The sequence below is a fragment of the Actinomycetospora aurantiaca genome, assembly GCF_037401875.1.
Classification (GTDB): Bacteria; Actinomycetota; Actinomycetes; order Mycobacteriales; family Pseudonocardiaceae; genus Actinomycetospora; species Actinomycetospora aurantiaca.
In genome coordinates, this window is record NZ_JBBEGN010000007.1 from 99,299 (window position 1) to 125,753 (window position 26,455).

Below are 26,455 nucleotides of genomic sequence, written 5' to 3' on the forward strand. Positions count from 1 at the left end.
GTGCATGGACCCGGCGGCGTCGCGCCGCGGGAGGACGTCGAAGTCCATGAAGAAGGTCTGCGCCTCGCCGCGCCCGGGCTCGAACTCCATCCGCCACTCGCGGGCGTGCACCGGCTCCCCGCTGTCGTAGACCCGCTCGATCAGCGCGAAGATCTCCTGGCCCTCGATCTCGGGGAAGGCCTCGCGCACGGTCAGCCCGATGAGGTCCTCGCGCCCGGAGAACCCGCGGTAGGCCGCGTTCATCCCGACGAGGCGGTGCTCGGGTCCGTCGAGGAGCAGGACCTGGACGGGCAGCTCATCGAACCCGGCGCGGACCACGTCCGCGTCGCCTACCAGACGATCGACGTCGTCACCGGACCGCGGGTCCCGTCCCATGCCGGGACGCTACCCAGCAGCGGGGGGCGAGCATGCGTCGCCGCCCCGCGGGAGGGGTCAGGCCGGGCGGCCGTCGAGGCGGGCCCGCAGCTGGGCGGCCAGGTTCTCCACGCCTCCGAAGCGGCGGTCGACGACGAGCTGTCCGACACAGGAGAGCAGGACCGCGGGCCACTCCATCAGTCCGAGCACCCCGGCGCCGACGAAGAGGCCGTAGAGCAGCAGACTCTCCGGCTCCGGGGTGTGGGCGACGATCCAGGCACGGACGGCGGCGTCGTCCCCGCGGTCGAGCGCGGCCAGGAGGTCGGGGGCGTGCAGCGGGTCGCCGTGCTTCTCGGGCGGCAGGGCCGGAGCCGCCTCCGGGCCCGTCGGGACGCTGGTCAGCACGCGGTCGGCCATACGGGCGACGCTACCTGCGGTTCATCCGGATGTCGCCGCGTGCGACCGGGACGTCACCGCCCCGTCACACCCCGCCACACCTCGTCATGCCCAGAGCCGGGCCAGCGCCGCGCGCCTCTCGGGGCGGTCCAGGCCGCGCAGGTCGGCCGTGCCGTGCTCGGTGACGACGACGTCGACGTCGTGGCTCGCCGTCGTCACCGGGCGGGACAGGTGCTCGACCAGCGTCGGGCGCCCGCGGTGGGTGCTCGCCAGCGCGACCACCGACAGGCCGCGGCGGGACCGGGTCGCGGCCGCGGCGTAGTCGGGGTGCCCGCCGATGCCGCCGACCACCGCCGAGGCGGACCCCTCGACGTTCACCTGACCGTCGGGGTCGATCTCCACCGCGGTGTTCACCGCGACCAGGGGCGGGTCGGCCGCGAGGCGGGCCTGGTCGTGCGTCACCTCGACGCCGTGCAGCACCGGGCGCCCCGCCCGTCCCTGCGCGTCGGCCCAGTCGTAGAGCCGGGCGGTGCCGACCAGGTAGGTGGCGACCGGGCTCGACGCCAGCAGCCCGGCCTCGGCGAGGTCCACCACCGGGTCGCCCAGCAGCCCGGAGTCGGCGTGCACCGGCCGGCCACGGTCGAGGATCGCGCGGACCACCGCCTGCCCGAGCTGGCCGGGGGCCCACTGCACCCGCGCGTCGTCCGGGAGCAGCCCGGCCACCAGCTCGCCGATCCGTCGGTGCTCCGCGCTCGGCTCCGGGGCCGCGGGGACGACGGCCGGGCCCTGCCGGACGCGCCCGATGACCGTGGTCTGCTCGTCGGGGAGCGGAGGGCCCGCCGCGGCGCGGGGCAGGGCCTCGTCGACGACCGCGGCGATCGGCACCCCGGCGTCCACCGCCGCCCGCACCCAGGAGACCTCGCTGCCGAGGAGCAGCCCGTACGGGCTCGGGGCGGCGGCGACCAGCAGCAGGTCGGGGCGCATCGGCCCCGCGACCAGGGCCGGCACGGCGGAGAGCCGCGCCGGGACGGACCGGACCAGTCCCTCGGCGACCCCGGTCCGCAGGCCCCAGCCCGGCATGACGGTGCGCGCGTCGGCGAACGCCGCGAGGTCGAGCCCCGTCAGGGCCGCGGGCATCCACCCGAGCAGCAGGCGCACACCGCCCCGGTCCCGGGCGAGGGCCCCGAGCGCCGCGAACGCGGCCTGCGGGGTGCCGCAGCCGTCGGCCACCGCGATCCGGGCGCCCGGCCGGACGAGGGCCTCGAGGGCGCGGGTGTCGATGTCCGGCACGGTCGGTACTCCTCGATCGGGGGTGGGGTCGGCGTTCGGTGATCATGCCGGACGGGTCCGACAGCGCCCGGGTGGTCCGTGGGACACCTGTGGGTGACCACGCGTTGCGTGGGCTGTCCGGCCGACGCGTGCTTCCTACCGTGCGCCCGCATGGAGCACCCACGCCCGCCGCGGCGCCGCCGGCGGGTCCTCGCCGTCGTGATCGTCGGTCTGATCGCCCTCGTCGGGTCCACCGTCGGCACGGCGGCCGTCGCGGCGCCCGCCGCCGGCGGGTCGTGGGCGGTGCAGCGGGCGGCGACCGCGAGGGTGGCCGACCTGATCGGCGCCGGGTCGCTGAACGACACCGGGGCGCGCTACGGCGTCGAGGGGACGGACCTCGGGCACATGTTCATGGTCGGGCCGCAGATGGCGATGACCTTCGGCGACACGTTCGGCGCCCCGCCCGCGAAGGACTTCTTCTCGGTCGCCCACACCGACTGGCGCTCCAACGTCATCGCCTCCATCGACCCGCCCGCGTCGCCGGCGAAGGGCCTGGCGTTCCGGGGCATGATCACCGACCGCCCCGGGCACGCCAAGGAACTCATCCCCTCGCAGAAGAAGAAGGGGATCCAGGAGACGGTCATCCCGACCTACGGCATCGCGACCGGGGCGAGGAACACCACGATGAACCTGCAGTACATGTCGGTGAAGAGCTTCGACACCCCCGGCCGCTGGCAGCTCACCGGCTCCGGGATCGTCTCCTCCACCGACGGCGGCACCACCTGGACCGACTCCGGCGCCCGCTGGCCCGCGGACTCCAAGTTCGGTCAGGTCGCCTACGTCCGGCCCGGGGGACCGGACGACCCGGGGTCCCCGGTCGCGGCCGGCGTCGCGCCGGGCTCGGAGATCTACGTCTACGGCATCCCGGGCGGGCGCTACGGCGACCTGTCGCTGGCCAAGGTGCCGGCCGACAAGGTCACCGACACCGCCGCCTACCGCTACTGGAACGGCACGGCCTGGGTCGCGGGAGAGGCGAACGCCGTGCCGGTGGTGAAGGGACCGATCGGGGAGCTGTCCGTGCGCTGGAACAGCTTCTACCACCAGTGGATACTCATGTCGCTGGTCGACGACACCGGCGAGATCGTGCTCCGCACCGCCCCGGCCCCCACCGGCCCGTGGAGCCCGGCGCAGGTGGTCGCGACGACGAAGGACTTCCCGCAGGCCTACGCCCCCTACCTCACGCCGCGCTGGAACGACGGGCCCGACATCTGGTTCACCATGTCGCAGTTCACCACCTACCGGGTGGCGCTGATGAAGACCCGGCTCACCCCGCTCGCGGCCGGTGCCGCCCTGCCCGCAGACGTGGTGCCGCAGTCGGCGCCCGCCCGTCAGGCGTCGGTGTCGGCCCCACCGTTCCCGGCGGCGGCCCCGGCCGCGGCGCCGGTGCCATCGACGACCGGCTCCACCGCGCCCCCGACCACCACGACGGCCCCGACGACCACCCCCGCCACCTCCACCGCCACCTCCACCCCGCCGACGATCGACACGGCGTCGCCGGAGCCGGCCGCTCCCGCCGTCACGAACGCCCCCGGCGGCTGACCCGGACCGGACGAACGGGCCGTTCGTCACCTTCTTCCGTGACGGACGACCCGCTCGTCACTCCGGTGGCCCCGGGCTTCCCGCCGGGACGTCGAAGGCGCCAGGATCGTCGCGCACCGACACCGCCGGAGGAACCACGCGATGCGCTACGACGACGACGCCCGGCTCGACGCGTCCGAGGTCACCGACCAGCGGGGCTCCGGCGGCTCCCCGGGCTTCGGCGGCGGCGGAGGCGGCGGGGGCGGTCTCGTCGCCCTGATCATCGGGATGCTCCTGCGCGGCCGCGGGGGGAAGGCGAGCCTCGGGGTCGTCGTGCTCGCGGTGATCGGGTTCCTCGCGGTGCAATTCCTCGGCGGCGGGACCGGCACGTCGACGAACGTGGCGGGTGGGTTCGGGGACCCGGGCGGGCCGGCGCAGGTCGGGACCGGGGACCTGGCGAGCGAGTGCCGGACCGGAGCGGACGCGAACGCGAAGCTGGACTGCGCGATCGTCGCCGACATCAACTCGATCCAGGCCTACTGGGCGGGCGGCGGCTACGCCCGCGCGGCCTCGGCGGTGCGGGGCGCCCAGCCGACCTACCAGCGCGTGGACACGGTGTTCTTCTCCGGCGGGGTGCGCACGGCGTGCGGGTCGGCGGACTCGAGCGCCGGGCCCTTCTACTGCCCGGGCGACAACCTGGTCTACATCGACCTGACCTTCTACGACCAGCTCCAGCAGCAGTTCGGCGCCCAGGGCGGCCCGCTCGTGAACGCCTACGTGCTCGCCCACGAGTACGGCCACCACGTGCAGGCCCAGCTCGGTACCGAGGCGAAGGTGCGCTCCCGGCAGGGGGCGACCTCCGACTCGGTGCGCCTGGAGCTCCAGGCCGACTGCTACGCCGGGGTGTGGATGAACCACGCGGCTCCGTTGATCACCGACATCACGCCGGAGGATTTGAATTCGGCCGTGGACGCCGCCCAACGCATCGGCGACGACTACATTCAGGGCACGCTCGGCGGCGGCACCGTGAACCCGGACTCGTTCACCCACGGCTCCTCGGAGCAGCGCAAGCGCTGGCTGACCACGGGCTACACCGGCGGCGACCCGACCCGCTGCGACACCTTCGCGACGAACGCCCTCTGACGCCGGGTGCCGCGCCCCCGAGTGCGGCACCGCGCAGGTTCCGGGGCGGCCGGACCTGCGAGGTGTCGCACTCGGGACGGGTCGGCTACCGCACCCCGCGCATCGCCCGCCGCACCCACGGCGCGAGGGCGAACAGGACGCCGCCCAGCACGAGCGCCGCGACCCCGATGACGGAGAAGTAGGTGCCCTCGGTGGACGGGTCGTAGTAGCCGGCCATGGTCCCCGCGAGCGCCGACCCGAGCGACACCGACAGGTAGAACAGCGCCACCGTCTGGGACCGGAAGGCGTCCGGGCCGATCCGGGTGGAGAGCGACAGCCCGATGGGGGACAGGTTCAGCTCCGCCAGCGAGAAGAACAGCAGGATCAGCACCATCGCCAGCACCGGCGTGGTCGGGCCCGTCCCGCCGGCCCAGAACAGGAACAGCAGGAACGCGACGCCCATGCCGCCGGCGCCGAGGGCGAACTTGACCGGCGTCGACGGTGCCCGGTCGCCGAGCTTCGTCCAGAGCAGTGCGAACACCGGCGCCAGCACGATCACGAAGAACGGGTTCAGCGAGTTCACCCACGCGATCGGGAACTCCCAGCCGCCGAGCACCCGGTCGAGGCGCTGGTCGGTGTAGATCGTCACGACGGTGAACTGCTGCTGGAACAACGACCAGAACACGACGCTGGCCAGCCACATCGGGATGAACGCCCGCACCCGCGACCGCTCGTCGGCGTCGACCCGCGGACTGGAGAGCAGCAGGGCGAACAGGACGATCGAGATCAGGGCGACGACGATCGCCACCGCGGTGGAGAGGTTCTCCGCGGTGAGCACGCCGGACACGAACAGCAGGACGACCACGACGACGACGGCCACGACGATGCCGACCGGCCGCTGCCACGCCCCGCGGGGCAGCGGGTTCGGGACGACGGCGGCGGTGTGCGGCAGGTTCTTCCGGCCGGTCACGTAGATGCCGAGCCCGAGGGCCATACCGACCGCGGCCAGCCCGAAGGCCCAGTGGAAGCCGATCGTGGTCTGCGCGAGGCCGGTGAGCAGCGGGCCGACCAGGGCGCCGAGGTTGACGCCCATGTAGAAGATCGAGAACCCGGCGTCGCAGCGCGGGTCGTCGCGGCGGTAGAGCGAGCCGACGACGGCCGTCGCGGCGGTCTTCACCCCGCCGGAGCCGAGCGCCACGAGGACGAGGCCGACCACCACACCGGGCAGCCCGGGGATCAGGGCGAGCGCGATGTGCCCGAGCATCACGGTGCAGGCCGAGAAGAAGAGCGTGCGCTCCGCTCCGAGCAGGCGGTCCGCGACCCACGCCCCCGCGACGCACGCGAGGTACACCATGCCGCCGTACGCGCCGATGATGCTGGTCGCGGCCTCCTCGGGCAGGCCCAGCCCGCCGTCGGCCAGCGAGTAGTAGAGGTAGTAGGCCATGACGGCCTGCATGCCGTAGAAGCTGAACCGCTCCCACAGCTCGACCGAGAACAGGTTCGCCAGGGCCAGGGGATGGCCGAAGAACCGGCGGTCGGTGGAGAAGTCCTGGCCGGGGTCGGCCGTCGTCACGCTCCCGCGTGCGGGATCGTCCGCCCGCGGGTCGTCGGGGTTACCGGGGGTGATGGTCACGAACGAATACTGTGACGCACCTGAGAGGTCCGCACCAGTGCTGCCTCTAATTCCGTCACGTGGATCCCGGGTGGCTGATTCCTCCTCGAACGGGGTATGACCCGGGTCACCCCACGACGAGGAGTCACCGCTCATGTACGTGCAGCAGTACGCACCGGTGCTCGGTTCGCTGGCCTGGAGTTCGTTGGTCGCGGCCCTGCCCCTGCTGGTGCTCTTCGTCCTGCTCGGCGGGCTGCGGGTCCGCGCCTGGCTGGCCTCGATCGTGGCGCTGGTGGTCTCGCTGCTGGTGGCGGTCGTCGTCTACGCGATGCCCGTGGGTCAGGCCCTCCTCGCCGGCACCGAGGGTGCGGTGTTCGGCTTCTTCCCGATCCTCTGGATCGTCATCAACGCGCTGTGGATCTATCGCATGACGGTGCGGACCGGGCACTTCGACGTGCTGCGCCGGTCGTTCAGCGCGGTCTCCGACGACCAGCGGGTCCAGGCCGTGATCATCGCGTTCGCGTTCGGGGCCCTGCTCGAGGCGCTGGCCGGCTTCGGGGCGCCGGTGGCCATCTGCACCGTCATGCTGATGGCCCTGAACTTCCCGCCGCTCAAGGCCGCGGTGGTCGCGCTCGTGGCCAACACCGCGCCGGTCGCCTTCGGCGCGATCGCGGTTCCGATCACCACGCTCGCTCAGGTCACCGGGCTGCCCGAGGACGTCCTCGGGGCGGTCGTCGGGCGCCAGACGCCGGTGCTCGCGGTGTTCGTGCCCCTCGTGCTGGTGGCGCTGGTGGACGGGATGCGCGGGCTGCGGGAGACCTGGGGCGTCGCCCTGATCGGCGGCGTGACGTTCGCCGTGGCGCAGTTCCTGACGTCGAACTACCTGTCCGTGCCGCTGACCGACATCGTCGCCTCGCTGCTCTGCGCCGGAGCCGTGGTGCTGGCCGTCCGGTCCCGGAGCACCGAGCGGAGCCGCGTCCCGGTCACGGCGGGCGGGGGAGGGACACCGGACGGGACCGACGGGACCGACCGGCCCGACGAGCCCGTCGAGCGCGACTCCACCCGCGACACGGTCCTCGCGTACCTGCCCTACGTGATCATCATCGCGCTGTTCTCGATCCAGCAGATCCCGCCGGTGAAGGCGGCGCTCGACGCGACCACGGCCAAGTTCCGCTGGCCCGGCCTCGACGTGCGCTCGCCGTCGGGAGCCCAGGTCTCCTCCACGAGCTTCACCCTGAACTGGCTCGCCTCGGCCGGGTCGATCCTGCTCATCGCGGGGCTGCTGACGATGCTGGTGCTCCGGGTCGGGCCGCGCCTCGCGGTGAGCGCCTACGGGCAGACGTTGTCCGAGCTGCGGGGCGCGATCGTGACGGTCATGGCCGTGCTGGCCCTCGCCTACGTCATGAACTTGTCGGGGCAGACGATCACGATCGGACAGTGGCTCGCGGCCACCGGCGGCTTCTTCGCGGTGCTCTCGCCGGTCCTGGGCTGGCTGGGTGTGGCCGTGACCGGCTCGGACACCTCCTCGAACTCGCTGTTCGGCGCCCTGCAGGTCGCGGCGGCCGAGCGGAGCGGGCTCGACCCGGTGCTGCTCGCGGCCGCCAACACCTCCGGCGGTGTGCTCGGCAAGATGATCTCGCCGCAGAACCTCGCGATCGCGGCCTCGGCCGTGGGCATGGCCGGGCGGGAGGGTGAGATCTTCCGGCGCGTCCTGCCGTGGAGCCTGGTGTTCCTCGTCGGGATGGCCGTCCTGGTGTACCTGCAGTCGACCCCGGTGCTCGGCTGGATGTTGCCCTAGACGCGGGCGCCGGCGAAGGCGGTGACCGCGGGTGCGTCCTCGACCCGCTCGACCTCGACCAGCACCGACTGCGCGACCGGAGCCTGCCCGAGGCGCGACGAGCCGGAGTCGGCCGTGACGACGTTCGGGGTGCCGTGCTTGTCGGGCGTGCCCGGGACCCCGGGCTCGGCCGGGTCGTACCAGGCGCCGGTGGCGATGGAGAGGACCCCGGGAGTGAGGTCGTCGGTCAGGCGGGCGCCCGCGTAGAAGGCGCCGCGGGCGTTGGACACGCGCACGGTGTCGCCGTCGGCGATGCCGCGTGCCTCGGCGTCCACCCGCGCGATCCGCAGCGGTTCCCGCCCGCCGATCTTCGTGGCTCGGCTCCCGGACGACGGGTCGAGCTGGCTGTGCAACCGGGCCGCCGGCTGGTTCGACAGCAGGTGCAGCTCCCCGGGGCGGGCGGCGCCGAGCCACTCGTCGGGCTCGTGCCACGTCGGGTGACCCGGCTGGTCGGCGTGGCCGAACCCCGCGATCGTCGGGGAGGTGATCTGGATACGGCCGGAGGATGTCGCCAGCGGGTGCGCCACGGGGTCGGCGCGGAAGTCCGAGAACAACGGAGACGCGGGCGGGGCCGGGAACACGCACCGCCCCGTCGTCCAGAACTCGTCGAAGCCGGGCGGTTCGTAGCCGGCGACCCGGGCACGGTCGGCCGCCACGTCGTAGAGGTGTCGCAGCCACCCCATCTCGTCGCGGCCCTCGTGGTAGTCCGGGCCGAACCCGAGGCGGTCGGCGAGCTCGGCGAACACGTCGAGGTCGTTGCGGGCCTGCGCGTGGGGCGGGCACACCCGGTACATCGCGCGCCACTCCGGCGCGAACTCGGTGGCGAGGACGTCGTTGCGCTCCATGGTGGTGGTGGCCGGGAGCACGATGTCGGCGAACACGGCGGGCGGGTTCCAGAACTGCTCGTGCACCACCACCGTCTCCAGGCGACGCCAGCCCGTGAGGAGCCGATTGAGGTTCGCGTTGTGGTGGAACGGGTTGCCGCCGGCGGAGTAGAGCAGCCGGACGTCGGGCAGCGTGATCCGGCCGCCGGCGTACTCGAGCTCCTCGCCCGGGTGCAGGAGCAGGTCGGCGAACCGACCCACCGGGATCGCGATGTCGACCGGGTTCTTCCCGAGCGGCAGGGTCGGCCGCGGCACCGGCTCGGTCCGCGGGACGACGTTGCCGCGGATGCTGCCGAAGCCGAGCCCGAATCCCTGCCCCGGCAGGCCGATGCCGCCGAGCACCGCGGCGAGCGCGACCGTCATCCAGGGCGGCTGCTCGCCGTGCTGGGCGCGCTGGACCGACCAGCTCGTGGTGACCAGCGTGCGGTGGGCGGCCATCCGCCGGGCGAGCTCGCGGATGCGGACGGCGGGGAGCCCCGTGACCCCGGCGGCCCAGTCGGCGTCGTGCCCGGCGAGCGAGCGTTCGAAGGTCTCGAAGCCGTCGGTGCACCGGGCGAGGAACTCCCGGTCGACCGACCCGTCGTCGAGCAGGGTGTGCACGAGCCCGAGCATCAGCGCGACGTCCGTCCCCGGACGGACGGGGAGCCACTCCGGGTCGACCGCCGCCGTGACGTCCTCCCGCGACGGGCTGACGTTGACGAAGCGGACGCCGGCCGCGTGCGCGCGCTCGAACCAGTCGGCCCCGGTGTGCTCGAGCGCGCCGCCCGGGTCGACCGCGGAGTTCTTCAGGTGGGCACCGCCGAACATCACCACGAGCTCGGTGTGCTCGACGACCTCCGGCCACGTCGGCGTGAGGTTCGGGACGTCGGACCGCCCGAGGACGTGCGGCATCACGGCCAGTGCCGCGCCGAAGCTGTGGTTGCCGACCTTGTCCACGTAGCCGCCGAACCCGGCCAGGAAGCGTTTCAGCGTGCTCGGCGCGTGGTGGAGCCGGCCCGCGCTCGCCCAGCCGTAGCAGCCGCCGTAGATGCCCTCGTTGCCGTGCTCGGCGCGGACCCGCGTGAGCTCGTCGGCCACCAGCTCCAGTGCGGTGTCCCAGTCGACCGGGACGAACCGCTCGGCCCCGCGGCCCGCCCGGTCGCGCCGGTGCAGCCAGCCCTCGCGCACGTGGGGACGGTCGATCCGCAGGTCGGAGTGCACGAGCTCGGGCAGACCGCCGACCAGCGGCGACGGGTGCGGGTCCTCGGGCATGCCCCGCGCCGTCCCGTCGGCCCCGACGTCGTAGACGCCCCAGTGCGATGCGGTCCGGCTCATGGCGACGACGGTAGCCCGGGGGTCCGACGATCTCAGGCGTCCCCGACCCGGTGCAGGCTCAGGACCCCGTCCGCGGCGCCGGTCTGCTCCCACGTCCCGCTCTCGGCGGTCCAGGTCCGGCCGTCGTAGGTGACCCGGTCGACCGCGAGCCGGGTGGAGTGCGCGACCAGCCACGACGCGATCGCCCAGCCGTTCTCCGGGGTCTGCTCGCCGGAGAGGCGGGCGTTGCCGAGCTCGTCGCGCGCGAGGGCGGCGACCGGGTCGGCCGGCGGGTCCGACAGGTCGAGGTCGGTGCAGGTCAGCCCGCCCGGGTTCTGCCCGAGGAACGCGACGGCGAGGGTGCGGGCCTCCGGCTCGTGGTCGGCGTAGGCCTCCGGGAACCCGCTGCGCTGCACCCGCTGCGCGGCCTCGGTGACGTCCATCCCGGCCCACCCCGGCGTCACGAGCAGGGCCTCGTAGAACTTCGTCGACGACGTCACGGTGTCGAGCAGCTCGTCGACGCTGCCCCAGCCCTGCGACGGCCGCTGCTGGAAGAGCCCCACCGAGTCCCGGTCCCCGCCGCGCAGGTTCGCGAGCGTCGACTCCTGGATCGCGGTGGCCAGGGCGATCGTGATCGCCCGGTCCGGCGCGCCGAGCTTGCGGCCGACGGCGGCGATCGTCGCCGCGTTGTCCATCTGCTCGGGCGACCCGCTCCAGGTCGCGCGCAGCCCGGGGGAGTCCGGCGGCGCGGTGACCGTGCAGGTCGGGCGGGCCGCGGGCCCGGTGCCGCTCACGACCACGACCAGCAGGACCACCGCGAGCAGGACCACCGCGCCCAGGGCGGCCGGCAGGAGCCACCGGGGCTGCCGCCCCGCGCGGAAGAGGTCCGACACGGTCCCCAGCATCCCATCCCTGCCGGTTTCGTCCCGGTGCAGCCCGGGCATTTCCTCTTGGTGACCAAGACATCTGACACCGTCCGCGCCACCACGGTGCTGATGACGGCCGTCGCGCAGTTCATCGTCGGCTCCATCGGGGGCTCCGGGGCGTTCGGCACGCCGATCGGAGAGGTGTCGGCCGCGTTCGAGACGCCCATCGTCCCGGCCGGCGGCGCCTTCGCGATCTGGGGGCTGATCTACCTCGGCGTCCTCGTGCTGGCCGTGTACCAGGTGCTCCCGGCGCAACGCGCCCGCTCCGAGCACCGCGCCACCGGGTGGTGGCTGGTCGGCGCCGCGATCGCGAACATGGCCTGGGTCCTGCTGTTCTCCCAGGTCCTGCCGGGATTCGCCGAGATCGCGATCGTCGCGCTGCTGGTCTGCCTCGCCGTCGTCCTGGCCCGCCTGGCCTCCTTCCCGACGACCGGTGCGGGCTTCTGGCTGGTGCACATCCCGGTCGCGTTCTACGCCGGGTGGGTCAGCGTGGCGACGGTCGTGGGCGCCGCGGCCACCGGCGTGTGGGCCGGCCTGCCGGGCAGCGGGGCGGTCGCCACCGTGCTCGGCGTGGTGATGCTCGTCGTCACCGGCCTGATCGCGGCCGCGGTCGCGACGGCGGGTCCGGCGCCGGTGGCCTACGCGGCGTCGGTGCTGTGGGCGCTCGGCGGGATCGTCGTCGCGGGACGGCCCGTGGTCGTGGTGATCGCGGCCCTGGTCGCGGCGGTGATCGTGGTCGCCGCGGTGGTGCGGCGGGTCGCGGCGCCGAGCCGGACGACGGAGCGTCCGGCCCGGGTCGTCTGAGGAGGCGCTCCCCGCCGCGCCGACGGGGCCCCGCTCGGCGACCATGATCGGTGTGGTCCTCCTGGTCGTCGGGCGCGTCGCCCTCGGGATCGTCGGGGTGCTGCTCGTCCTGGCGCTCGCCGTCGTCGTCGCCGGCACGTTCCTGCCGCGGGTGCCGGTGATCGGGTTCCTCGGCTCGTTCGTGTCCGGGCAGTACCCGCTGCACGCGGCGCTGGCGGCGGTCCTGGGGACCGCGGCGGGCGCGGGACTCCTCGCCCTGGGCGCCCCTCGGTTCGGCGGCGCCGTCGCGGTCCTGGCCGTCCTCGCGCTCGTCGGCACCCTCGTCGTGCTCGGCACCCAGGCCTCCGCCGCCCGCCGCGCCGGGGTGCCGATCGACTGGGGGCTCGCCCTGACCGCGATCGACCAGCGCGGGGCCCCGCCCGACCTCGTCGTCGAGTACCTCCCCGGGCTGGAGCTCGCCCTCCACCTGCCGTCGGGCCCGGGCCCGCACCCCGTGCTGGTCTGGGTCCACGGCGGCAGCTGGGTGCGCGGGACGACGGCCGACCGGGCCCGCACCAACCGCTGGTACGCCGACCGGGGACTCGCCGTCGTCGCCGTGCAGTACCGCCTGCCGTCGGACCCCGTCCTGCCGGGCGCGACCCTCGGCGAGGCCCAGCGCCACGACGTCGCCCGGGCCCTCGCCTGGGTCCGGGGACCCGGCGCCGCCCACGGCCTCGACCCCGACGCCGTCGTCCTCGGCGGGCAGTCCGCCGGGGCGACCCTCGCGCTGTCGACGACGGCGGCCCTCGTCGGGACCCCGCGCTCGTCCCTGCCCGACGGCGCCGCCGGCCCGCCGCCCCGCCGCCCCGCGCGACCGTCGCGTTCTACCCGGTGGTGGACATGACGCAGATCGCGTCGGGCCTGCAGGACGCGGTGTTCGGCGGGCCGGGCGCCACCCGCACCCGGCTCACCCGCGCCGCGTCCCCGGGCGACCTGGTCGACGCGCGCCTGCCACCGACGCTGCTGGTGCTCGGCGCCGCCGACAACTTCATCCGCGCGGACCTGGTCCGCGGCTACGACGCGTCCCTGCGTGCCGCCGGCGTCCCCGGCCGGCTCGTCGAGGTGCCCTACGCCGACCACGTCTTCGACCACCCGTACGGCTCTCCGGGCGCGCAGATCGCCCGGCCCGCCGTCCTCGCGTTCGTGCGGGAGCAGGTGGCCACCGGTCGGAACCCGTCCGGGCGCTGACTGCGACGATCACGACGTGCGCCGCGCCCTCCCCGCCGTCCTCGGCGTCGTGCTGGGAGCGGCCGTGGCGCTCGCGGTGCTGCTGCCCGGGTACGTCGGCCTGGACGGGGTCACACCGTTCGTGCAGCTCGCCGCACTGGCGCCGCTGCTGCTCGTGGTGATCACCGGGTCGGTGTTCGTCGGCCGCCTCGCGGGCGTGGTCCTCTCCCGCGGCCGCCGCGCGAAGCCGCCGCTGGACGAGCGCCGGCCCCGGCTGTTCGCGGTCGGGTTCGCCGCGATGGTCGGCGCGGCGCTGGTGGCCCTGACCGCGGCGGGCATCGTCGGGAGCAGGCTGCTGGCCGACGAGCCGGCCCCGCCGGGTGGCCGCGAACTGACCACGTTGACCCTCAACGTCGACCAGGGCCGGGCGGACGTCGACGCCCTCGCCGCCCTGGTCCGGGAGCGTCGCCCCGACGTCGTCGTGCTCCCCGAGGCCGGGGAGCCGTTCCGCGCGGCGCTCGCGGCCCGGCTCCCGGAGCACCGCAGCTGGAGCGCCCGGACCGACTCCCCGCGCGACGCCGCGTCCGTCACCGTGCTCGTCGGCCCCGGGCTCCCGGAGCCGCGGGTCACGACGGTGCCGAGCACCCTCTACGGCACCCTCGACCTGACCTTCCCCGGGATCCGGGTCGTCGCGCTGCACACCGCGGCGCCGTACCCACCGGAGCGGGTGGGGCTCTGGCAGCGGGACCTCGCCGACCTCGTCGCGCCGCCCTGCCGGGGAGATGCGCCCGTGGCCGTCGTGGGCGACCTCAACGCCACCACCGACCACAGCGCCTTCCGCGCCGCGTCGGCCGGCTGCACGGACGCCCTGGAGGCCCTCGGGTCCGGGACGACCGGCACCTACCCTGCCGAGCTCCCGCGCTGGTTCGGCATCCAGATCGACCACGTGCTGGCCGGCGGGGGAGTCGGGGTCCGCGACGGCGAGGTGCTCGACGTGCCCGGGACGGACCACCGTGCGGTACTCGTCCGGCTCTCGCTGCCCCGGTGATCGCCGAGGAGCACAGTGTGGTCATGACCGTCCTCGTCACCGGCGCCCGGGGCGCCGTCGGCCGTCACGTCGTCACGGGCCTGCGCACCGCCGGCGTGGGCGTCCGCGCCGCCGGGCGCGACCCGGAGCAGCTCGACGGCCCCGACCGCGTCCGGCTCGACCTGACCGACCCGTCGTCGTTCGGTCCGGCCCTCGACGGCGTGGAGCGGGTCTTCGTCTACGTCACCGGCGACCTCACCGCCTTCGCCGGCGCCGCGGCCTCCGCCGGGGTGCGGCACGCCGTCCTGCTCTCCTCCGAGTCCGTGCTCATCGAGCCCGACCCGGAGCCCGGCGGGATCGCCGCCCACCACGCCGAGGCCGAGGCCGCCCTGCGCGGTGCCGGGCTCGCGACGACCGCGCTGCGCCCGGGCGCCTTCGCCGGCAACACGGGCCAGTGGTCGCGGGGCATCGCCGCGGGCGTCGTCGACCTGCCCTTCCCCGAGTCTGGCACCGCTCCGATCGACGAGCGCGACATCGCCGACGTCGCGGTCGCGGCGCTGCTCGCCGACCCCGCGGACGAGTCCCCGCACCTCACCGGGCCGGAGTCGCTGACGATGCGCGAGCAGATCGGGCAGGTCGGCGCGCAGCTCGGCCGGACGATCGAGGTGCGGGCCGTCCACCCGGACGTCGCCCGAGAGCAGATGGCGCGGTACGCCCCGGCGGGCGTGGTGGACTCGCTCTTCCGCTACTGGCGCGAGACCGACGGCGTGCCCGCGGCCGTCACCGACGAGGTCGAACGGCGCACCGGGCACCCGGCGCGGCCCTACCGGCAGTGGCTCGCGGAGGTCTTCACGACACCGTGAGCAGCGTCGGCGCGAACGGGAGCAGCCCCGTCGTCGGGACGCAGTTGACGTACTCGAAGCGCGCGCTGCGGGGAAGCACGACCACCTCGTGCCACGTCACCACCGACCGCGCGTCGCCCCAGTGGCGCTTGGCCTCGATGGCGTGCTCGTAGATGGCCAGGTGCGTGTGGTGGCTCGCGGCCCATTCCTCGAGCTCGCCGAGCGAGTGGAAGTAGCCGAGCACGGAGGTCTCGCGGCGCGGGGCGAGGGACGCCGGGTCGAGCGAGGTCAGGATGCGCAGGGAGAGCGTGCCGGTGTCGGACGGGTGCTCGCGCAGGTGGTCCATGCCGGTCAGCAGCTTGGACTGCAGGTTGTGCTCGTAGTCGACGAGCTGCTCGCCCTCGGCCGGCTCCCAGAACTGCCCGGAGCGGATCACGGCCGTGTCGTGGGACGACTCCACGCGCAGCCGCCGCCCATGGGAGTCGACGTCGGTGCGCCGGACCTGCTTCCCGACCGCCTCCAGCGGGTCGATGGCCGAGGCCGGGAACCGGTCGCGCGCGGCGCCGAAGTAGCCGTTGGTCGTCATGGGCTCCCGCTCGGTCCCGGCACAGCGGCCGAAGCCGAAGGTCCAGCGGGGGTCGGAGTAGATCGTCTCGAACCGGTCCGGGTGGACCTGCAGGACCTCGTGCCAGGCACCCACGGTGGCGGTGGCCGCGTCGAGGCGGTCGAACCACGTCGGCAGCGGGGCGTCGTGCAGCCAGCGCTCGTGGGCGGTCGGGTCGGTGAAGTAGGCCAGGTGGATCAGCTCGACGGTGCCCTCCGGGCCGGTCGCGACGAGCAGCTCGGTCGACTCCGGGCCGTCGGCGCTCGCCCGGGCGAGCGCGAGGAACTCCTCCTCCGCCGGGTCGTCGCGCCGCGGCAGCTGGACGGCGAGGTAGTCCGCGGTGAGCAGCGACGTCGGCGCGTCGAGGACGAGCGTCCAGCGCGGGGCGCGCGGCTCGTGGCCCGGCGGGCGGCGCTCGGGCAGGACCCGCGGGTACGTGATCGACCAGCTCACGCGCGCCAGACTCGCAAGGCGGCGCCGACCCGACAAGGTGGTCCGGTCGGTGACGGCGGGTCGCGACGGCGCCTCCGGCCGACGCCGGGCCATCGCGCGGCGGCGCGGGCAATCGCCGGATGGGGTCCGACCTGGGCGGGCGCGCATGTGAGTGACCCACGGCGCGTGAACGACGCCCGAACGGCGGGCGAACGGGGCCGTTGACAGCAGCTCCGGCGCGAGTACCGTCGACCAGGTCGATGTGGTCCCGATCACAGGGTACAAGCCCATTCCAGAAGCACCCGTGGATCGACCTACAGCGGCACGACGACGTCGGAGACGAGGAGGCAGGTGATCATTTGATCGCAGGGAGCATCCCGCACCGGACCGGCTCGTGCCGCTCAGAGGAACCCGGCCGCCCGTAGCCCTCGAGGCACGGCGCGGCACGCCGAGAAGAGCGCAGACCCACGAGCGGTGAGCCGCGATCCCACGTGCAGTGTCCGGGGCGGGTCCCGATACCGAACGTTCCTTCGAAGACCACGACGGCGTCACTCCCGATGACGGGGGGTGGCGCCGTCGTGGCGTCCGCATCAGTAGTGCACGACGCCCGGCTGCCCGCCGCCGGCGCCGAGCGAGTCCCCCGTCACCGCGACCGCGCGCGGCGAGGCCAGGAACGTCACGACGTCGGCCACCTCGGACGCCGTGATCACCCGCCGCAGGCTGGTCGTCGAGGCCAGCCCCTCGCGGGCCTCGCCCTCGGTGATCCCGCGCCTCGCCGCGATGTCGGCGAGCATGCCCGGGGTCCGCTCGGTGTCGGTGATGCCGGGGTGCACACACGTCACGTTGATCCCGTGCGGCCCGAGCTCGTCGGCCAGGTTGGCGGTCAGCGCGGCGACCGCCACGTTGCGGATCGTGCCGGCGATCGAGCCGGTGCGGCGCGCGTTGAGGCCGCTGATGTTGACGATCCGCCCGGCGCCCTGCGCGGTCATCGACGGCGCCACGGCGCGGGCGGTGCGCAGGTAGCCCATCACCTTGGTGTCGAACTCGACCTGCACGGCGTCGTCGGTGAGGTCGGTCAACGACGGGACCGGTGAGCCGCCGGCCGGGCGCGCCGCCGCGTTCACCAGGACGTCGACGCCGCCCCACGCCTCGACGACCCGGTCCACCATCGCGCGGACGGCGGCGTCGTCGGTGGTGTCGGTCGGGATCGCGAGCGTCTCGCCGTCGACGCGGGCGGCCGCGGCCTCCAGGTCGTCCGCGGACCGCGCCACGAGCGCCACCCGTGCGCCCTCCGCCGCCAGCGCCTGCGCGCACGCCAGTCCGATCCCGCGCGAGGCACCCGTGACGATCGCCCGCGCTCCACCCAGTCCGAGGTCCATGGGCGCTGCCTTCCCCTCCCGGCGTCGGGTCACGCACCGCCGGAGCCTTCATGATCGGGACTTCGTGTGCGAGTCGCATCAGAGCTTGCGCGTGTCGCTCCCGAACTGCTGATCATGAACGTAGGCCCCCCGTGCGCGACGTCGCACTCGCCGCGCGGGTCTGACTCGTCCGTCACCCACCGAGCCGCGCGGCCACGTGCGGCGGCATGAGCACGGCCCGGCGGGCGAGGAGCGCGACGAAGCGCGAGGTCAGCGCGTCCGGCTCCGGCCCCGTGGAGGCGGCGAGCTCCCGGGTGAGGGCGGGCACCGGGCGGGCGATCCGACCCGTGAAGGACGCCGGCACGATCCCCGCCGGCACCAGCGCGGGCCCCAGCCCGGCGTCGACCAGCAGCGGCGCCATCGCGGTCTGCTCGGTGCGCACCGCGGCCCGCGGGCGGAACCCGGCGTCCCGTGCCGCGCGGTCCAGTTCCTCGGCGAGCCCGTGGCTCGGGGCGTACTGCACCCACGCCGCCTCCGCGAGCCGCTCCAGCGCGATCTCGTGCCCGCGGACGTCGGGCGCGCCCTGGGGCGGCAGCAGGATCACGAGCTCCTCGACGCCCAGCACGCGCACCCGCCCGCGCCAGCCCGGCGGGGTCGGCCCGACGGCGACGTCCGCCTGCCCGGACTGCATCGCCGTCGTCATCGCGTCGGTGGTGCGGTGCTCGAGCAGGCGCACGGTCACGTCGGGGTGCTCCGCGCGCCATCGCGTCAGGACGGGCGGGAGGACGCCGAGCCCGGTCGAGTAGACGGTCGCGATCCGCAACTCCCCGGCCCCGGTCCCGACCACCGCGCGGGCCGCCGACGTGCCCCGGGCAGCGGCGTCGACCGCGGCGCGGGCGTGGGGGAGCAGGGCCCGCCCGGTGGGCGTCAGGGTGACCGCCCGCGGCAGCCGGCTGAACAGCGACGCCCCCAGATCCGCCTCCAGCGCGGCGATCTGCTGGGACAGCCCGGGCTGCGAGACCCCCAGGATCCCGGCCGCACGTGTGAACGAGCCCTCGTCGACCACCGTGAGGAAGGACTCCAGCTGGCGCAGCGTCGGCACCTCACCAGCATAGACAAGCTCACCTTATCGAGAGTCGCCACGAGGTTCTTCGACTTATGGCGAGCTCATCCCAACGCTGGACGCGGTCATCTGCTGGATCGATCCCGTTGGAGCCGTCGTGATCCGTCGTCCTGCCGCAGGGTTCGCGCTCTTCGCCCTCGCCGTCGGCACCTTCGGCATCGGCACCACCGAGTTCGTGATCATGGGCCTGCTGCCCGAGGTCGCCGCCGGACTCGGGGTGTCGGTGTCCGAGGCCGGGCACCTGATCTCCGCCTACGCCCTCGGTGTCGTCGTGGGTGCCCCGCTGCTCGCCGGTGCGGGGGTCAGCTTCTCCCGACGACAGGTGCTGATGGGCCTCATGGGCACCTTCGCCGCTGGGAACCTGCTGTCCGCGATCGCGCCCGAGATCGGCTCGCTGCTGGTCATCCGCTTCCTCACGGGGCTCCCGCACGGTGCGTTCTTCGGCGCCGCGTCCGTCGCCGCGGCCACGATGGTCGCCCGCGACCGCCGCGCCACCGCGGTCGCCCGGGTGTTCCTCGGCCTGACGATCGCCAACGTGGTCGGGGTCCCGCTCGGCACGCTGCTCGGGCAGGCCGCCGGGTGGCGAGCGACGTTCGCCGTGGTCGGGGTGATCGGCGTGCTGGCCGTCGCCGCCGTGTGGGCCTTCGTGCCCGAGGCCGCACCGGTCGGGGGTGGCCGGGCGGCCCTGCGGTCCGAGGTGTCCGCGCTGCGCCACCCGCAGGTGCTGCTCTCGCTCGGTGCCGTGGTCTTCGGGTTCGGCGCGATGTTCGCCTGCTACTCCTACGTGACCCCGATGCTCACCGAGGTCGGCGGCTTCTCGCCCGCGACGGTGACGCTGCTGCTGGCCGTCGTCGGCCTGGGCATGACGGCGGGTTCGGTGTTCGGCGGGCGCCTCGCCGACCGCGCACCGCTCCGGACGCTCTGCGGCTGCCTCGTCGCGCTCGCGGTCGTGCTCGTGACCTTCCCGCTGACGGTCTCGACGCCGTGGCTCGCCGTCGTCTCGCTGTTCGGCGCCGGGATGTTCTCGCTGGCCCTGGGCCCGGCCATCCAGACCCGCATCATGGACATCGTCGGCGAGGCCCCGACGATGGCGTCGGCCGCCATCCAGTCCGCGTCCAACGTCGCGAACTCCCTCGGCGCGTGGCTCGGCGGGATCGTCATCGCGGCCGGTTACGGGCTGCTCGCCCCGGCGGTCGTCGGCGCGGTGCTCGCCGTCGCCGGGCTGGCGGTGCTGCTGGTCAGCGGCGGCCTGCAGGTCCGCGCGCGCCGTGAGCGTCGCCGCGCCGAGGCGCTCGTCCCGGCATGACCGACGCCACGCCGCCGTGACCCCGCCACCGGATGGCGTCGTGACCGTCCGGTGTTGGAAACGATGCCGCTCCGACACCGTCCCACGAGAGGGGACGCGAGGCGGCGACATCCGGGCAACGGCGCCCGGAGAGGAGCACCACGTGCGACGTCACGACGACCCCGTCCTCATCACCGGCGCGAAGGTCTCCTTCGAGGAGGAGTTCGCGGCCCGCCGCCGGCGCTACTCGCTGATCATGGCCATGCGTATCCCGTGCCTCGTGCTGGCCGGCGTGTTCGGCATCGGCCTCGGCTGGACGTGGGTGGCGGTGGCCCTCATCGTCGCGTCGGTCCCGCTGCCGTGGATCGCGGTGCTGATCGCCAACGACGCGCCGCCGCGCAAGGCCGAGAAGCCCGCCCGCTACCGTCCCGACGACCGGCAGCTCGGCTCGACCACCCGCGCGCTCGGCCCGGCGACCCACGAGGTCATCGACATGCCCGACGACCGCGCGGCCTGACCGCTCACTCCGACGGACGTCCGTCGCGGTCGCCGTCCTCGCGGGGACGATCGTCCCGCGGGCGGTCGTCCTCCCGCTCTCCCGTCGGCCTCGGGCCGCGGGACGGCCCTGACGACGGCGCCGAGGGCTTCGAGGGGGGCCGGGACGACGACGGCTCCGACGGCCTCGTCGGCTTCGGTGGCCTCGTCGGCCTCGTCGGCCTCGACGACCCCAGAGGACGGGAGGTGGGGGTCCGGGTCGGCGCCGAGGTCGTCGCCGGCGTGCGGGTGGGCCTCGCGGCCGGTGAGGTCGTCGGGTCCGCGGTCGCCCCCGTCGAGCGCGGCGGAGCGGGACGTGACGGCGCGGTCGGGGTCGACACCGAGGGCACTGTGCCCGTCCGCGGCACCGGACGGGAGCGGTCGACAAAGGACACGCGACGTCCGGCGCCCGGATCGGAGGCCGTCGGCACGGTGCGCGCCACCGGCGTGACGGCCACCCGACGCGCGGGCGGCTCGGCCGGGTCGAGGACGACCGGCACCACCGGGCCCGCAGCCACAGGGTCCGGGCCGGAGCCGGGCAGGGCAGACTGCGGGGTCGCCCCGACGGTCGGGAGGACCCGGGGCTGGGCAGGTGCCGACAGCGGGGCGGTGGGCCCGCCGGTGCCGGCGATCGCCGTCACGGCCCAGGCGGTGCCGCCCACGGCCGCGGCCGCCACGGCGGCCTGGGCGAGGGGGAGACGGACCGGAGCCGGGGGAGCCCGGTGCAAGCCCCCGGGTCCCCGACGCCGTACCAGCACGACGCCCGCGGCGAGAGCGAGGAGCACGAGCACACCGAGGGTGATCAGGGCGGCGGTGCTCATCACTCCATCGTGCCGACATCTGTGATTCGCGGGCCCCGATTGCCCGATCACCCACGAAGAGATGCCACACGTCGGCGTCCCGTGCTCATCCGGGGGGCGATCACCGGCACGGACGGAGCAGCGGAGGGCACGGCCGTCGCACGGGGTGAGACCGTCAGGACGCGGACCACCCGGACCACCGGGTGACCGCCACCTCGATCACCGGCCCGTCCGGCGGGTCCGCCGCGTGCTGCGGGTAGCGCGCGGCGAGCGCGGCCCGGGCCTCGTCCAGCACGTCGGCCCGCACCGTCGCCGTCCCGTCGGCGCGCACCCACCACAGCGCCGACCAGTCCTCGGAGTACTCGTCGACGAGCAGGGACACCGCGGGGTCGGCCTCGATGTTGCGCAGCCGCTTCAGCGAGCGGGTCGACTTGGGCTTCTGGTCGACGGCGATGAGCACGCGCTCGTCCACCACGGCGAACACCACCGGGACCAGGTGCGGCTCACCGGACGCGGACACCGTCCCGAGCCGGGCGACGCGCGCAGCGGCGAACCGCCGGCGCGCGTCGTCCGGATCGAGGGTCGGCATCAGTGCTGGGCCACCAGCGGCGCGAGCTCGTCGAGCTCGGACAGCACCGTGTCGCGGTCGCCGCTGGACACGCCGTAGATCGCCCGGTCGAGCCCGGCGCGGTGATAGCCGTCCAGCGCCTCCTGCGAGGTCTCCGCGCCGAACAGCGACATCGGGATCCGGCCCCGCCCGGCGTCGGCGGCCCGCTGCTGGAGCTTCTCGGCGCGCTCGACGAACTCCTCGAGGTTGTCCGGCCCGACCCGCTGGGGCAGCCACTCGTCACCGAACTCGAGGATGCGGTCCTCGACCGTCGGGCCCATGCCGCCGACGATCACCGGCGGGTGCGGCTGCGTGACCGGCTTGGGCCAGGCCCACGAGCGCTCGAAGGACACGAACTCGCCGTCGTAGGAGGCCTCCTCCTGCGTCCACAGCGCCTTCATCGCGTCGACCTGCTCGCCGAGGCGGCGCATGCGGGTCTTCGGGTTCGTGCCGTGGTCGGACATCTCCTCGCGGTTCCAGCCGCCGCCGATGCCGAACAGGAAGCGGCCGCCGGAGAGCCGGTCGAGCGAGGCGACCTCCTTCGCCGTGTGGATCGTGTCGCGCTGGATGAGCAGACAGATGCCCGTCGCCAGCTTCAGGGTCGTCGTCGCGGCCGCGGCGAACGACAGCGCGACGAACGGGTCGTAGGTGTGGACGTACATCCGCGGCAGGTCACCGCCGCCGGGGTAGGGCGACTCGCGGGAGACCGGGATGTGGGAGTGCTCGGGGAACCACAGGGAGTCGAAGCCGCGGTCCTCGACCTCCTTGGCCAGCGTGGCCGGGTCGATCGAGTAGTCCGTCGGGAACATCATGATGCCGTGCTGCACACGCGGGGGGTTCCCCGTCGTGACGATCAGCCATGCGGCACGTCATCATGCGCGTCGTGTCGTGGGAAGAGACGCTCACCGAGCAGGAGAAGCGGCGGGCCCGGGAACAGCTCGAACAGCTGCTGGAGCGCCAGGCGCGCCTGGGCCACTCCGACGTGGTCACCTACTACCCGCCGGAGGCGATCGCGCAGCGGGACCTGTTCGCCCTCGCCGGGACACACGTCGACGGCACCCAGTGGGCGGTGGGGGACTGCGACCACCGCTTCCCGCTGCAGTCGATCTCCAAGGTGTTCACCTACGCCCTCGCCCTGGAGGACAACGGGCGCGAGGCGACGTTCTCGCGGGTCGGCGTCGAGCCCAGCGGCGACCCGTTCAACGCCCTGGAGTTCGACTGGAACAGCCGCCGCCCGCACAACCCGATGGTCAACGCGGGGGCACTCGTCGCGGCGGACATCCTCGGGGGCGGCGACGTCGAGGAGAAGGTCGGCCGGCTGCTCGAGCGGATGCGGATCTACGCGGGCAACCCCGACCTGGACGTCGACCACGAGCTGCTCGACGCGATGCTCGCCGACGCCGACCGCAACCTCGGCATCAGCTACTACATGCGGTCGCTGGGCATGCTCGTCGGCGAGGTCGAGGACATCCTGCGCGTCTACCTGTCCGCCTGCTCGGTGCACGTCACGACGGCCGAGCTCTCGGAGATGGGCGCCACCCTCGCCAACGGCGGGGTCAACCCGCGGACGGGCGAGCGGGCCATGGCCCGTACGTACGTCCGCGACGTGATCGGCGTGATGTTCACCTGCGGCATGTACGACGCCGCCGGCCAGTGGGCCAACGACGTGGGCATCCCCGCCAAGAGCGGGGTGTCCGGCGGGATCATGGCCGCGATCCCCACGCAGGTCGGGCTCTCGGTGTTCTCACCCGGCCTGGACCAGCACGGCAACTCCGTGCGCGGCATCAACGTCTTCCGCGAGCTCTCCGACCGCTTCGGGCTGCACATCTTCGCCGACCCGGAGGAGACCCAGCTCGGACGCCTCGGCGGCCGCGTGTGGCCCGAACCCGAGCCCGAGCCGGAACCGGGGGCGCTCGACCCCGAGCCGCGCGAGGATCTTCCCGACGACGAGCCGGTGCCGGTGGCGATCGAGGGCGCGGCCCCGGTGTAGTCCGGGCCGGAACTGGCTACGGTGCCGGGCGTGGGCATCCTCGATCGTTTCCGTCTCGACGACCGCGTCGCCGTCGTCACCGGCGCCTCCTCCGGCCTCGGGGCGGTGTTCGCCCGGACGCTCGCCGAGGCCGGCGCCGACGTCGTGCTCGGCGCGCGGCGCGTCGAGAAGCTCGACGAGACCCGGGCCGCCGTCGAGAAGGCCGGTCGCCGGGCGATCGCCGTGCGCACCGACGTGGCCTCCCCGGAGGACTGCACGGCGCTGATCGACGCCGCGACGAGCGAGTTCGGGCGGGTCGACGTGCTGGTCAACAACGCCGGCGTCGGCACCGCGGTGCCCGCGACGAAGGAGACCCCGGAGCAGTTCCGCGAGGTGATCGACATCAACCTCAACGGCTGCTACTGGATGGCGCAGGCCGCCGCGCGGGTGATGGGCGAGGGCAGCTCGATCGTCAACGTCTCCTCCGTCCTCGGGCTCACGACGGCGGGTCTGCCGCAGGCCGCGTACTCCGCCTCCAAGGCCGGCCTGATCGGGCTGACCCGGGACCTCGCGCAGCAGTGGACCCCCCGCAAGGGGATCCGGGTGAACGCCCTCGCGCCGGGCTTCTTCACCTCCGAGATGACCGACTCCTACCAGGACGGCTACCTCGAGTCGCAGCTCCCGCGCGTGCTCGCCCGCCGGATCGGCGACCCCGAGGAGCTCGCGGCGGCGCTGATCTTCCTGGTCTCCGACGCCGGGTCCTACGTCACCGGCACCACGCTGCCCGTGGAGGGCGGCCTGCTCACCAGCTGAGGAGACGGCACATGGGCTGGGACCCCGAGCTGGCCGCGGCGTTGCCGACGCTGCCCGACCTGCACATCGCCGACCTCGACACCGCCCGCGCGCGCGTCCGGGACCTCGCCGCGCGGGCACCGGCCCCACCGCCCGGTGCGGTCGAGGCGACCGAGGTCGAGGGTCCGGACGGCGGGACGGTGCGGGTCCTGGTGGCGCGGCCCCCGCGGTCCGGCCCGGTGCCGGGCCTGCTGCTCCTGCACGGCGGCGGCTTCGTCATGGGTGCCGCGGACATGGTCGCCGGACAGGCCGCGGCCCTCGCGGCGGCGCTCGGCGCGCTGGTCGTGGCCCCGGACTACCGGCTGGCCCCCGAGCACCCCTACCCGGCGGCCCTGGACGACTGCGCGGCCGTCCTGCGCTGGCTCGCCGCCCGGCCGGAGGTCGACCCCGCGCGGGTGGCGCTGCACGGCATGAGCGCCGGCGGCGGGCTCGCCGCGGCCCTCACGCTGCTCTGCCGCGACCGGGGCGGACCGGCGGTGTGCTTCCAGGTCCTCGACGCGCCCGAGGTGGACGACCGCCTGGACACGCCGTCGATGCGGGCCTTCGTCGACACCCCGCTGTGGAGCCGCCCGGACGCCGAGCTGAGCTGGCGGCACTACCTCTCCGGTCTCGACGGTGAGGTGCCGGTCCTCGCCGCGCCCGCCCGGGCCACCGATCTGTCCGGCCTGCCCCCGGCCTACGTCGTGCTCTACGAGAACGACCCGCTGCGCGACGAGGGCCTGGCCTACGCCGCCGGACTGCTCGCCGCCGGGGTCGGCGTGGAGCTCCACCTGTTCCCGGGCACGTTCCACCGCTCGGCGGTCGTCGCTGGGGCGGCGGTCTCGCAGCGCCAGGCCGCCGAGACGGTCGAGGCGCTGCGCCGCGCGTTCAGCTGACCGGCAGCCGCAGTGCTCCCGGCAGCGTCGTCGCGGCCTCCAGCAGGCTGGGGCCGTACCAGGTCAGGAGGCGGCCGCTGACGAGCGCGGCGGGCCGGTCGAACGCCTCCGGCCCGTCGTCGGCGGTGAACCGGTACGGCTCGTCGGGCAGGACGACGAGGTCGTGCGGGCCGAGGTCGGCGGGGTCGAAACGCGGGTAGCGCTCCGCGCCCGGGCCGCCGTCGGCGAGCAGGTTGTCGACGCCGAGCCGGTCGAGGACCGCGCCGGTGAAGGTGTCGCACCCGACCGCCATCCACGGCTTGCGCCAGATCGGGATCAGGGCCGTCCGGCGCTCGTCGTCGGGAACGCGCTCGATCGCGGCCCACGCCTTCTCGGCGCCCTCGAGCCACGCCGGGCGCTCCAGCCCGCACGCCGCGAGCATCGCGTCCAGGCTGGTGAACGCCCCGTCGACGGTGCGCACGTCGGTGACGAACACCGCGAGTCCCGCGTCGCGCAGCGCCGCGACGTGCTCGGGCTTGTTCTCCTCGTCGTTCGCGACGACGAGGTCGGGCTCGAGGGCGACGATCGCGTCCAGGTCGGGGTTCTTGGTGCCGCGGATGCGCGCCGGGGGCGTGGCGACGACCTCGTCGAGATCGGTGGGGTGCGTGCACCAGTCGGTGACGCCGACGAGCAGGGACGGCTCGGTGACCCCGATGGCCTCGGTGAGCGACGGGACGAGGCTGACCACGCGGCGGACCTTCTCGGGCACCTCGATGGTCGTGCCCTGGTCGTCGACGGAGCTGCTCATGGTCACCAGTGTGCCGGGTCGGGCGGCGTGCCGAGGGCCCCACCCGGTACCGTCGGTACCTTCCACTTCCGGGGGAGGA

Annotated in this window: 24 protein-coding genes and 1 pseudogene; 13 read left to right on the plus strand and 12 right to left on the minus strand. The window is 74.5% G+C overall.

The window, feature by feature from the left end:
- Positions 1-18 precede the first annotated feature (18 nt).
- From WCD74_RS29965 to WCD74_RS15830, 3 genes and pseudogenes are all read right to left on the minus strand, one after another.
- Positions 19-375, minus strand: a pseudogene (locus tag WCD74_RS29965) (PAS domain-containing protein); the annotation flags it as partial.
- A 57-nt stretch (positions 376-432) separates the two neighbouring features.
- Positions 433-771 carry a hypothetical protein gene (locus WCD74_RS15825; RefSeq protein ID WP_337695823.1) on the minus strand — a complete coding sequence of 113 codons (339 nt, stop codon included), beginning with the start codon at positions 769-771 and terminating at the stop codon, positions 433-435.
- 84 nt (positions 772-855) lie between these two features.
- Complete coding sequence (locus WCD74_RS15830; protein ID WP_337695824.1) at positions 856-2,040, minus strand: acetyl-CoA hydrolase/transferase C-terminal domain-containing protein; 1,185 nt, start codon at positions 2,038-2,040, stop codon at positions 856-858.
- A 150-nt stretch (positions 2,041-2,190) separates the two neighbouring features.
- Between WCD74_RS15830 and WCD74_RS15835 the strand changes: the two genes are divergently transcribed.
- Complete coding sequence (locus WCD74_RS15835) at positions 2,191-3,618, plus strand: glycoside hydrolase family 183 protein (protein WP_337695825.1); 1,428 nt, start codon at positions 2,191-2,193, stop codon at positions 3,616-3,618.
- Between the two features lie 141 nt (positions 3,619-3,759).
- Positions 3,760-4,740 (plus strand): KPN_02809 family neutral zinc metallopeptidase, encoded by a 981-nt coding sequence (gene ypfJ / locus WCD74_RS15840; protein WP_337695826.1) that lies wholly within the window; start codon positions 3,760-3,762, stop codon positions 4,738-4,740.
- Between the two features lie 85 nt (positions 4,741-4,825).
- Here the strand turns inward: ypfJ and WCD74_RS15845 are convergent, their stop codons facing one another.
- Positions 4,826-6,292 (minus strand): peptide MFS transporter, encoded by a 1,467-nt coding sequence (locus WCD74_RS15845; protein ID WP_337696007.1) that lies wholly within the window; start codon positions 6,290-6,292, stop codon positions 4,826-4,828.
- A 193-nt stretch (positions 6,293-6,485) separates the two neighbouring features.
- On the opposite strand from WCD74_RS15845, the gene WCD74_RS15850 reads away from it, so the two are divergent.
- Positions 6,486-8,129, plus strand: coding sequence for an L-lactate permease (locus WCD74_RS15850; protein WP_337695827.1), 1,644 nt, complete (start codon positions 6,486-6,488; stop codon positions 8,127-8,129).
- Here WCD74_RS15850 and WCD74_RS15855 read toward each other — a convergent pair.
- The gene (locus WCD74_RS15855) at positions 8,126-10,366 is read right to left on the minus strand and encodes a molybdopterin-dependent oxidoreductase (RefSeq protein WP_337695828.1); all 2,241 of its coding nucleotides are present in this window, start codon (positions 10,364-10,366) and stop codon (positions 8,126-8,128) included. The two genes, WCD74_RS15850 and WCD74_RS15855, sit on opposite strands and share 4 nt — an antisense overlap.
- A gap of 32 nt (positions 10,367-10,398) precedes the next feature.
- Complete coding sequence (locus tag WCD74_RS15860) at positions 10,399-11,238, minus strand: hypothetical protein (protein ID WP_337695829.1); 840 nt, start codon at positions 11,236-11,238, stop codon at positions 10,399-10,401.
- Positions 11,239-11,298: 60 nt separating this feature from the next.
- Between WCD74_RS15860 and WCD74_RS15865 the strand changes: the two genes are divergently transcribed.
- From WCD74_RS15865 to WCD74_RS15885, 5 genes are read left to right on the plus strand one after another with little or no spacing between them, the layout of a single operon-like run.
- On the plus strand, positions 11,299-12,075 hold the full coding sequence (locus WCD74_RS15865; protein WP_337695830.1) for a TspO-related membrane protein: 777 nt from the start codon (positions 11,299-11,301) through the stop codon (positions 12,073-12,075).
- 52 nt (positions 12,076-12,127) lie between these two features.
- Positions 12,128-12,958: an alpha/beta hydrolase gene (locus WCD74_RS15870; protein ID WP_337695831.1), complete on the plus strand. Its 831-nt coding sequence runs from the start codon at positions 12,128-12,130 to the stop codon at positions 12,956-12,958.
- The gene (locus WCD74_RS15875; RefSeq protein ID WP_337695832.1) at positions 12,955-13,302 is read left to right on the plus strand and encodes an alpha/beta hydrolase; all 348 of its coding nucleotides are present in this window, start codon (positions 12,955-12,957) and stop codon (positions 13,300-13,302) included. The genes WCD74_RS15870 and WCD74_RS15875 overlap by 4 nt, the downstream gene beginning before the upstream one ends.
- A gap of 16 nt (positions 13,303-13,318) precedes the next feature.
- Positions 13,319-14,329, plus strand: a complete 1,011-nt coding sequence (locus WCD74_RS15880; RefSeq protein WP_337695833.1) for an endonuclease/exonuclease/phosphatase family protein — start codon at positions 13,319-13,321, stop codon at positions 14,327-14,329.
- Between the two features lie 23 nt (positions 14,330-14,352).
- Entirely contained in the window at positions 14,353-15,171 is an 819-nt protein-coding gene (locus tag WCD74_RS15885; RefSeq protein ID WP_337695834.1) for an SDR family oxidoreductase, read from the plus strand.
- Here WCD74_RS15885 and WCD74_RS15890 read toward each other — a convergent pair.
- The 3 genes from WCD74_RS15890 to WCD74_RS15900 all read right to left on the minus strand — a co-directional run bounded on the left by WCD74_RS15890 (position 15,158) and on the right by WCD74_RS15900 (position 18,646).
- Entirely contained in the window at positions 15,158-16,207 is a 1,050-nt protein-coding gene (locus WCD74_RS15890; protein ID WP_337695835.1) for a phenylacetaldoxime dehydratase family protein, read from the minus strand. The genes WCD74_RS15885 and WCD74_RS15890 overlap by 14 nt on opposite strands.
- Positions 16,208-16,776: 569 nt before the next feature.
- Positions 16,777-17,565, minus strand: a complete 789-nt coding sequence (locus WCD74_RS15895) for an SDR family NAD(P)-dependent oxidoreductase (RefSeq protein WP_337695836.1) — start codon at positions 17,563-17,565, stop codon at positions 16,777-16,779.
- 172 nt (positions 17,566-17,737) lie between these two features.
- Positions 17,738-18,646 carry a LysR family transcriptional regulator gene (locus WCD74_RS15900; RefSeq protein ID WP_337695837.1) on the minus strand — a complete coding sequence of 303 codons (909 nt, stop codon included), beginning with the start codon at positions 18,644-18,646 and terminating at the stop codon, positions 17,738-17,740.
- Positions 18,647-18,764: 118 nt separating this feature from the next.
- Between WCD74_RS15900 and WCD74_RS15905 the strand changes: the two genes are divergently transcribed.
- Both WCD74_RS15905 and WCD74_RS15910 read left to right on the plus strand, forming a co-directional pair.
- On the plus strand, positions 18,765-19,973 hold the full coding sequence (locus tag WCD74_RS15905; protein WP_337695838.1) for an MFS transporter: 1,209 nt from the start codon (positions 18,765-18,767) through the stop codon (positions 19,971-19,973).
- Between the two features lie 142 nt (positions 19,974-20,115).
- On the plus strand, positions 20,116-20,469 hold the full coding sequence (locus WCD74_RS15910) for a DUF3099 domain-containing protein (protein WP_337695839.1): 354 nt from the start codon (positions 20,116-20,118) through the stop codon (positions 20,467-20,469).
- Between the two features lie 992 nt (positions 20,470-21,461).
- Here the strand turns inward: WCD74_RS15910 and WCD74_RS15915 are convergent.
- Both WCD74_RS15915 and WCD74_RS15920 read right to left on the minus strand, forming a co-directional pair.
- Positions 21,462-21,875, minus strand: a complete 414-nt coding sequence (locus tag WCD74_RS15915; RefSeq protein WP_337695840.1) for a TIGR03668 family PPOX class F420-dependent oxidoreductase — start codon at positions 21,873-21,875, stop codon at positions 21,462-21,464.
- A complete protein-coding gene (locus WCD74_RS15920) occupies positions 21,875-22,705 on the minus strand; it encodes an LLM class F420-dependent oxidoreductase (RefSeq protein WP_337695841.1) in 831 nt (276 codons plus the stop codon). The genes WCD74_RS15915 and WCD74_RS15920 overlap by 1 nt, the downstream gene beginning before the upstream one ends.
- 62 nt (positions 22,706-22,767) lie before the next feature.
- Between WCD74_RS15920 and glsA the strand changes: the two genes are divergently transcribed.
- From glsA to WCD74_RS15935, 3 genes are read left to right on the plus strand one after another with little or no spacing between them, the layout of a single operon-like run.
- Complete coding sequence (gene glsA / locus WCD74_RS15925) at positions 22,768-23,883, plus strand: glutaminase A (RefSeq protein ID WP_337696008.1); 1,116 nt, start codon at positions 22,768-22,770, stop codon at positions 23,881-23,883.
- A 30-nt stretch (positions 23,884-23,913) separates the two neighbouring features.
- Positions 23,914-24,675 (plus strand): SDR family NAD(P)-dependent oxidoreductase, encoded by a 762-nt coding sequence (locus WCD74_RS15930; protein ID WP_337695842.1) that lies wholly within the window; start codon positions 23,914-23,916, stop codon positions 24,673-24,675.
- Positions 24,676-24,686: 11 nt separating this feature from the next.
- Positions 24,687-25,589, plus strand: coding sequence for an alpha/beta hydrolase (locus tag WCD74_RS15935; RefSeq protein ID WP_337695843.1), 903 nt, complete (start codon positions 24,687-24,689; stop codon positions 25,587-25,589).
- On the opposite strand, the gene WCD74_RS15940 is transcribed toward WCD74_RS15935, so the two are convergent.
- On the minus strand, positions 25,582-26,376 hold the full coding sequence (locus WCD74_RS15940; protein ID WP_337695844.1) for a helical backbone metal receptor: 795 nt from the start codon (positions 26,374-26,376) through the stop codon (positions 25,582-25,584). The genes WCD74_RS15935 and WCD74_RS15940 overlap by 8 nt on opposite strands.
- Between the last annotated feature and the right edge of the window lie 79 nt (positions 26,377-26,455).

What these genes read in the sequence shown, in the direction of transcription:
- WCD74_RS15825 (WP_337695823.1), bottom strand. Translation starts at nt 771, where the DNA reads ATGGCCGACCGCGTGCTGACCAGCGTCCCGACGGGCCCGGAGGCGGCT.
- WCD74_RS15835 (WP_337695825.1), top strand. Translation starts at nt 2,191, where the DNA reads ATGGAGCACCCACGCCCGCCGCGGCGCCGCCGGCGGGTCCTCGCCGTC.
- ypfJ (WP_337695826.1), top strand. Translation starts at nt 3,760, where the DNA reads ATGCGCTACGACGACGACGCCCGGCTCGACGCGTCCGAGGTCACCGAC.
- WCD74_RS15850 (WP_337695827.1), top strand. Translation starts at nt 6,486, where the DNA reads ATGTACGTGCAGCAGTACGCACCGGTGCTCGGTTCGCTGGCCTGGAGT.
- WCD74_RS15855 (WP_337695828.1), bottom strand. Translation starts at nt 10,366, where the DNA reads ATGAGCCGGACCGCATCGCACTGGGGCGTCTACGACGTCGGGGCCGAC.
- WCD74_RS15875 (WP_337695832.1), top strand. Translation starts at nt 12,955, where the DNA reads ATGACGCAGATCGCGTCGGGCCTGCAGGACGCGGTGTTCGGCGGGCCG.
- WCD74_RS15885 (WP_337695834.1), top strand. Translation starts at nt 14,353, where the DNA reads ATGACCGTCCTCGTCACCGGCGCCCGGGGCGCCGTCGGCCGTCACGTC.
- WCD74_RS15895 (WP_337695836.1), bottom strand. Translation starts at nt 17,565, where the DNA reads ATGGACCTCGGACTGGGTGGAGCGCGGGCGATCGTCACGGGTGCCTCG.
- WCD74_RS15915 (WP_337695840.1), bottom strand. Translation starts at nt 21,875, where the DNA reads ATGCCGACCCTCGATCCGGACGACGCGCGCCGGCGGTTCGCCGCTGCG.
- WCD74_RS15920 (WP_337695841.1), bottom strand. Translation starts at nt 22,705, where the DNA reads ATGATGTTCCCGACGGACTACTCGATCGACCCGGCCACGCTGGCCAAG.
- glsA (WP_337696008.1), top strand. Translation starts at nt 22,768, where the DNA reads ATGCGCGTCGTGTCGTGGGAAGAGACGCTCACCGAGCAGGAGAAGCGG.
- WCD74_RS15935 (WP_337695843.1), top strand. Translation starts at nt 24,687, where the DNA reads ATGGGCTGGGACCCCGAGCTGGCCGCGGCGTTGCCGACGCTGCCCGAC.
- WCD74_RS15940 (WP_337695844.1), bottom strand. Translation starts at nt 26,376, where the DNA reads ATGAGCAGCTCCGTCGACGACCAGGGCACGACCATCGAGGTGCCCGAG.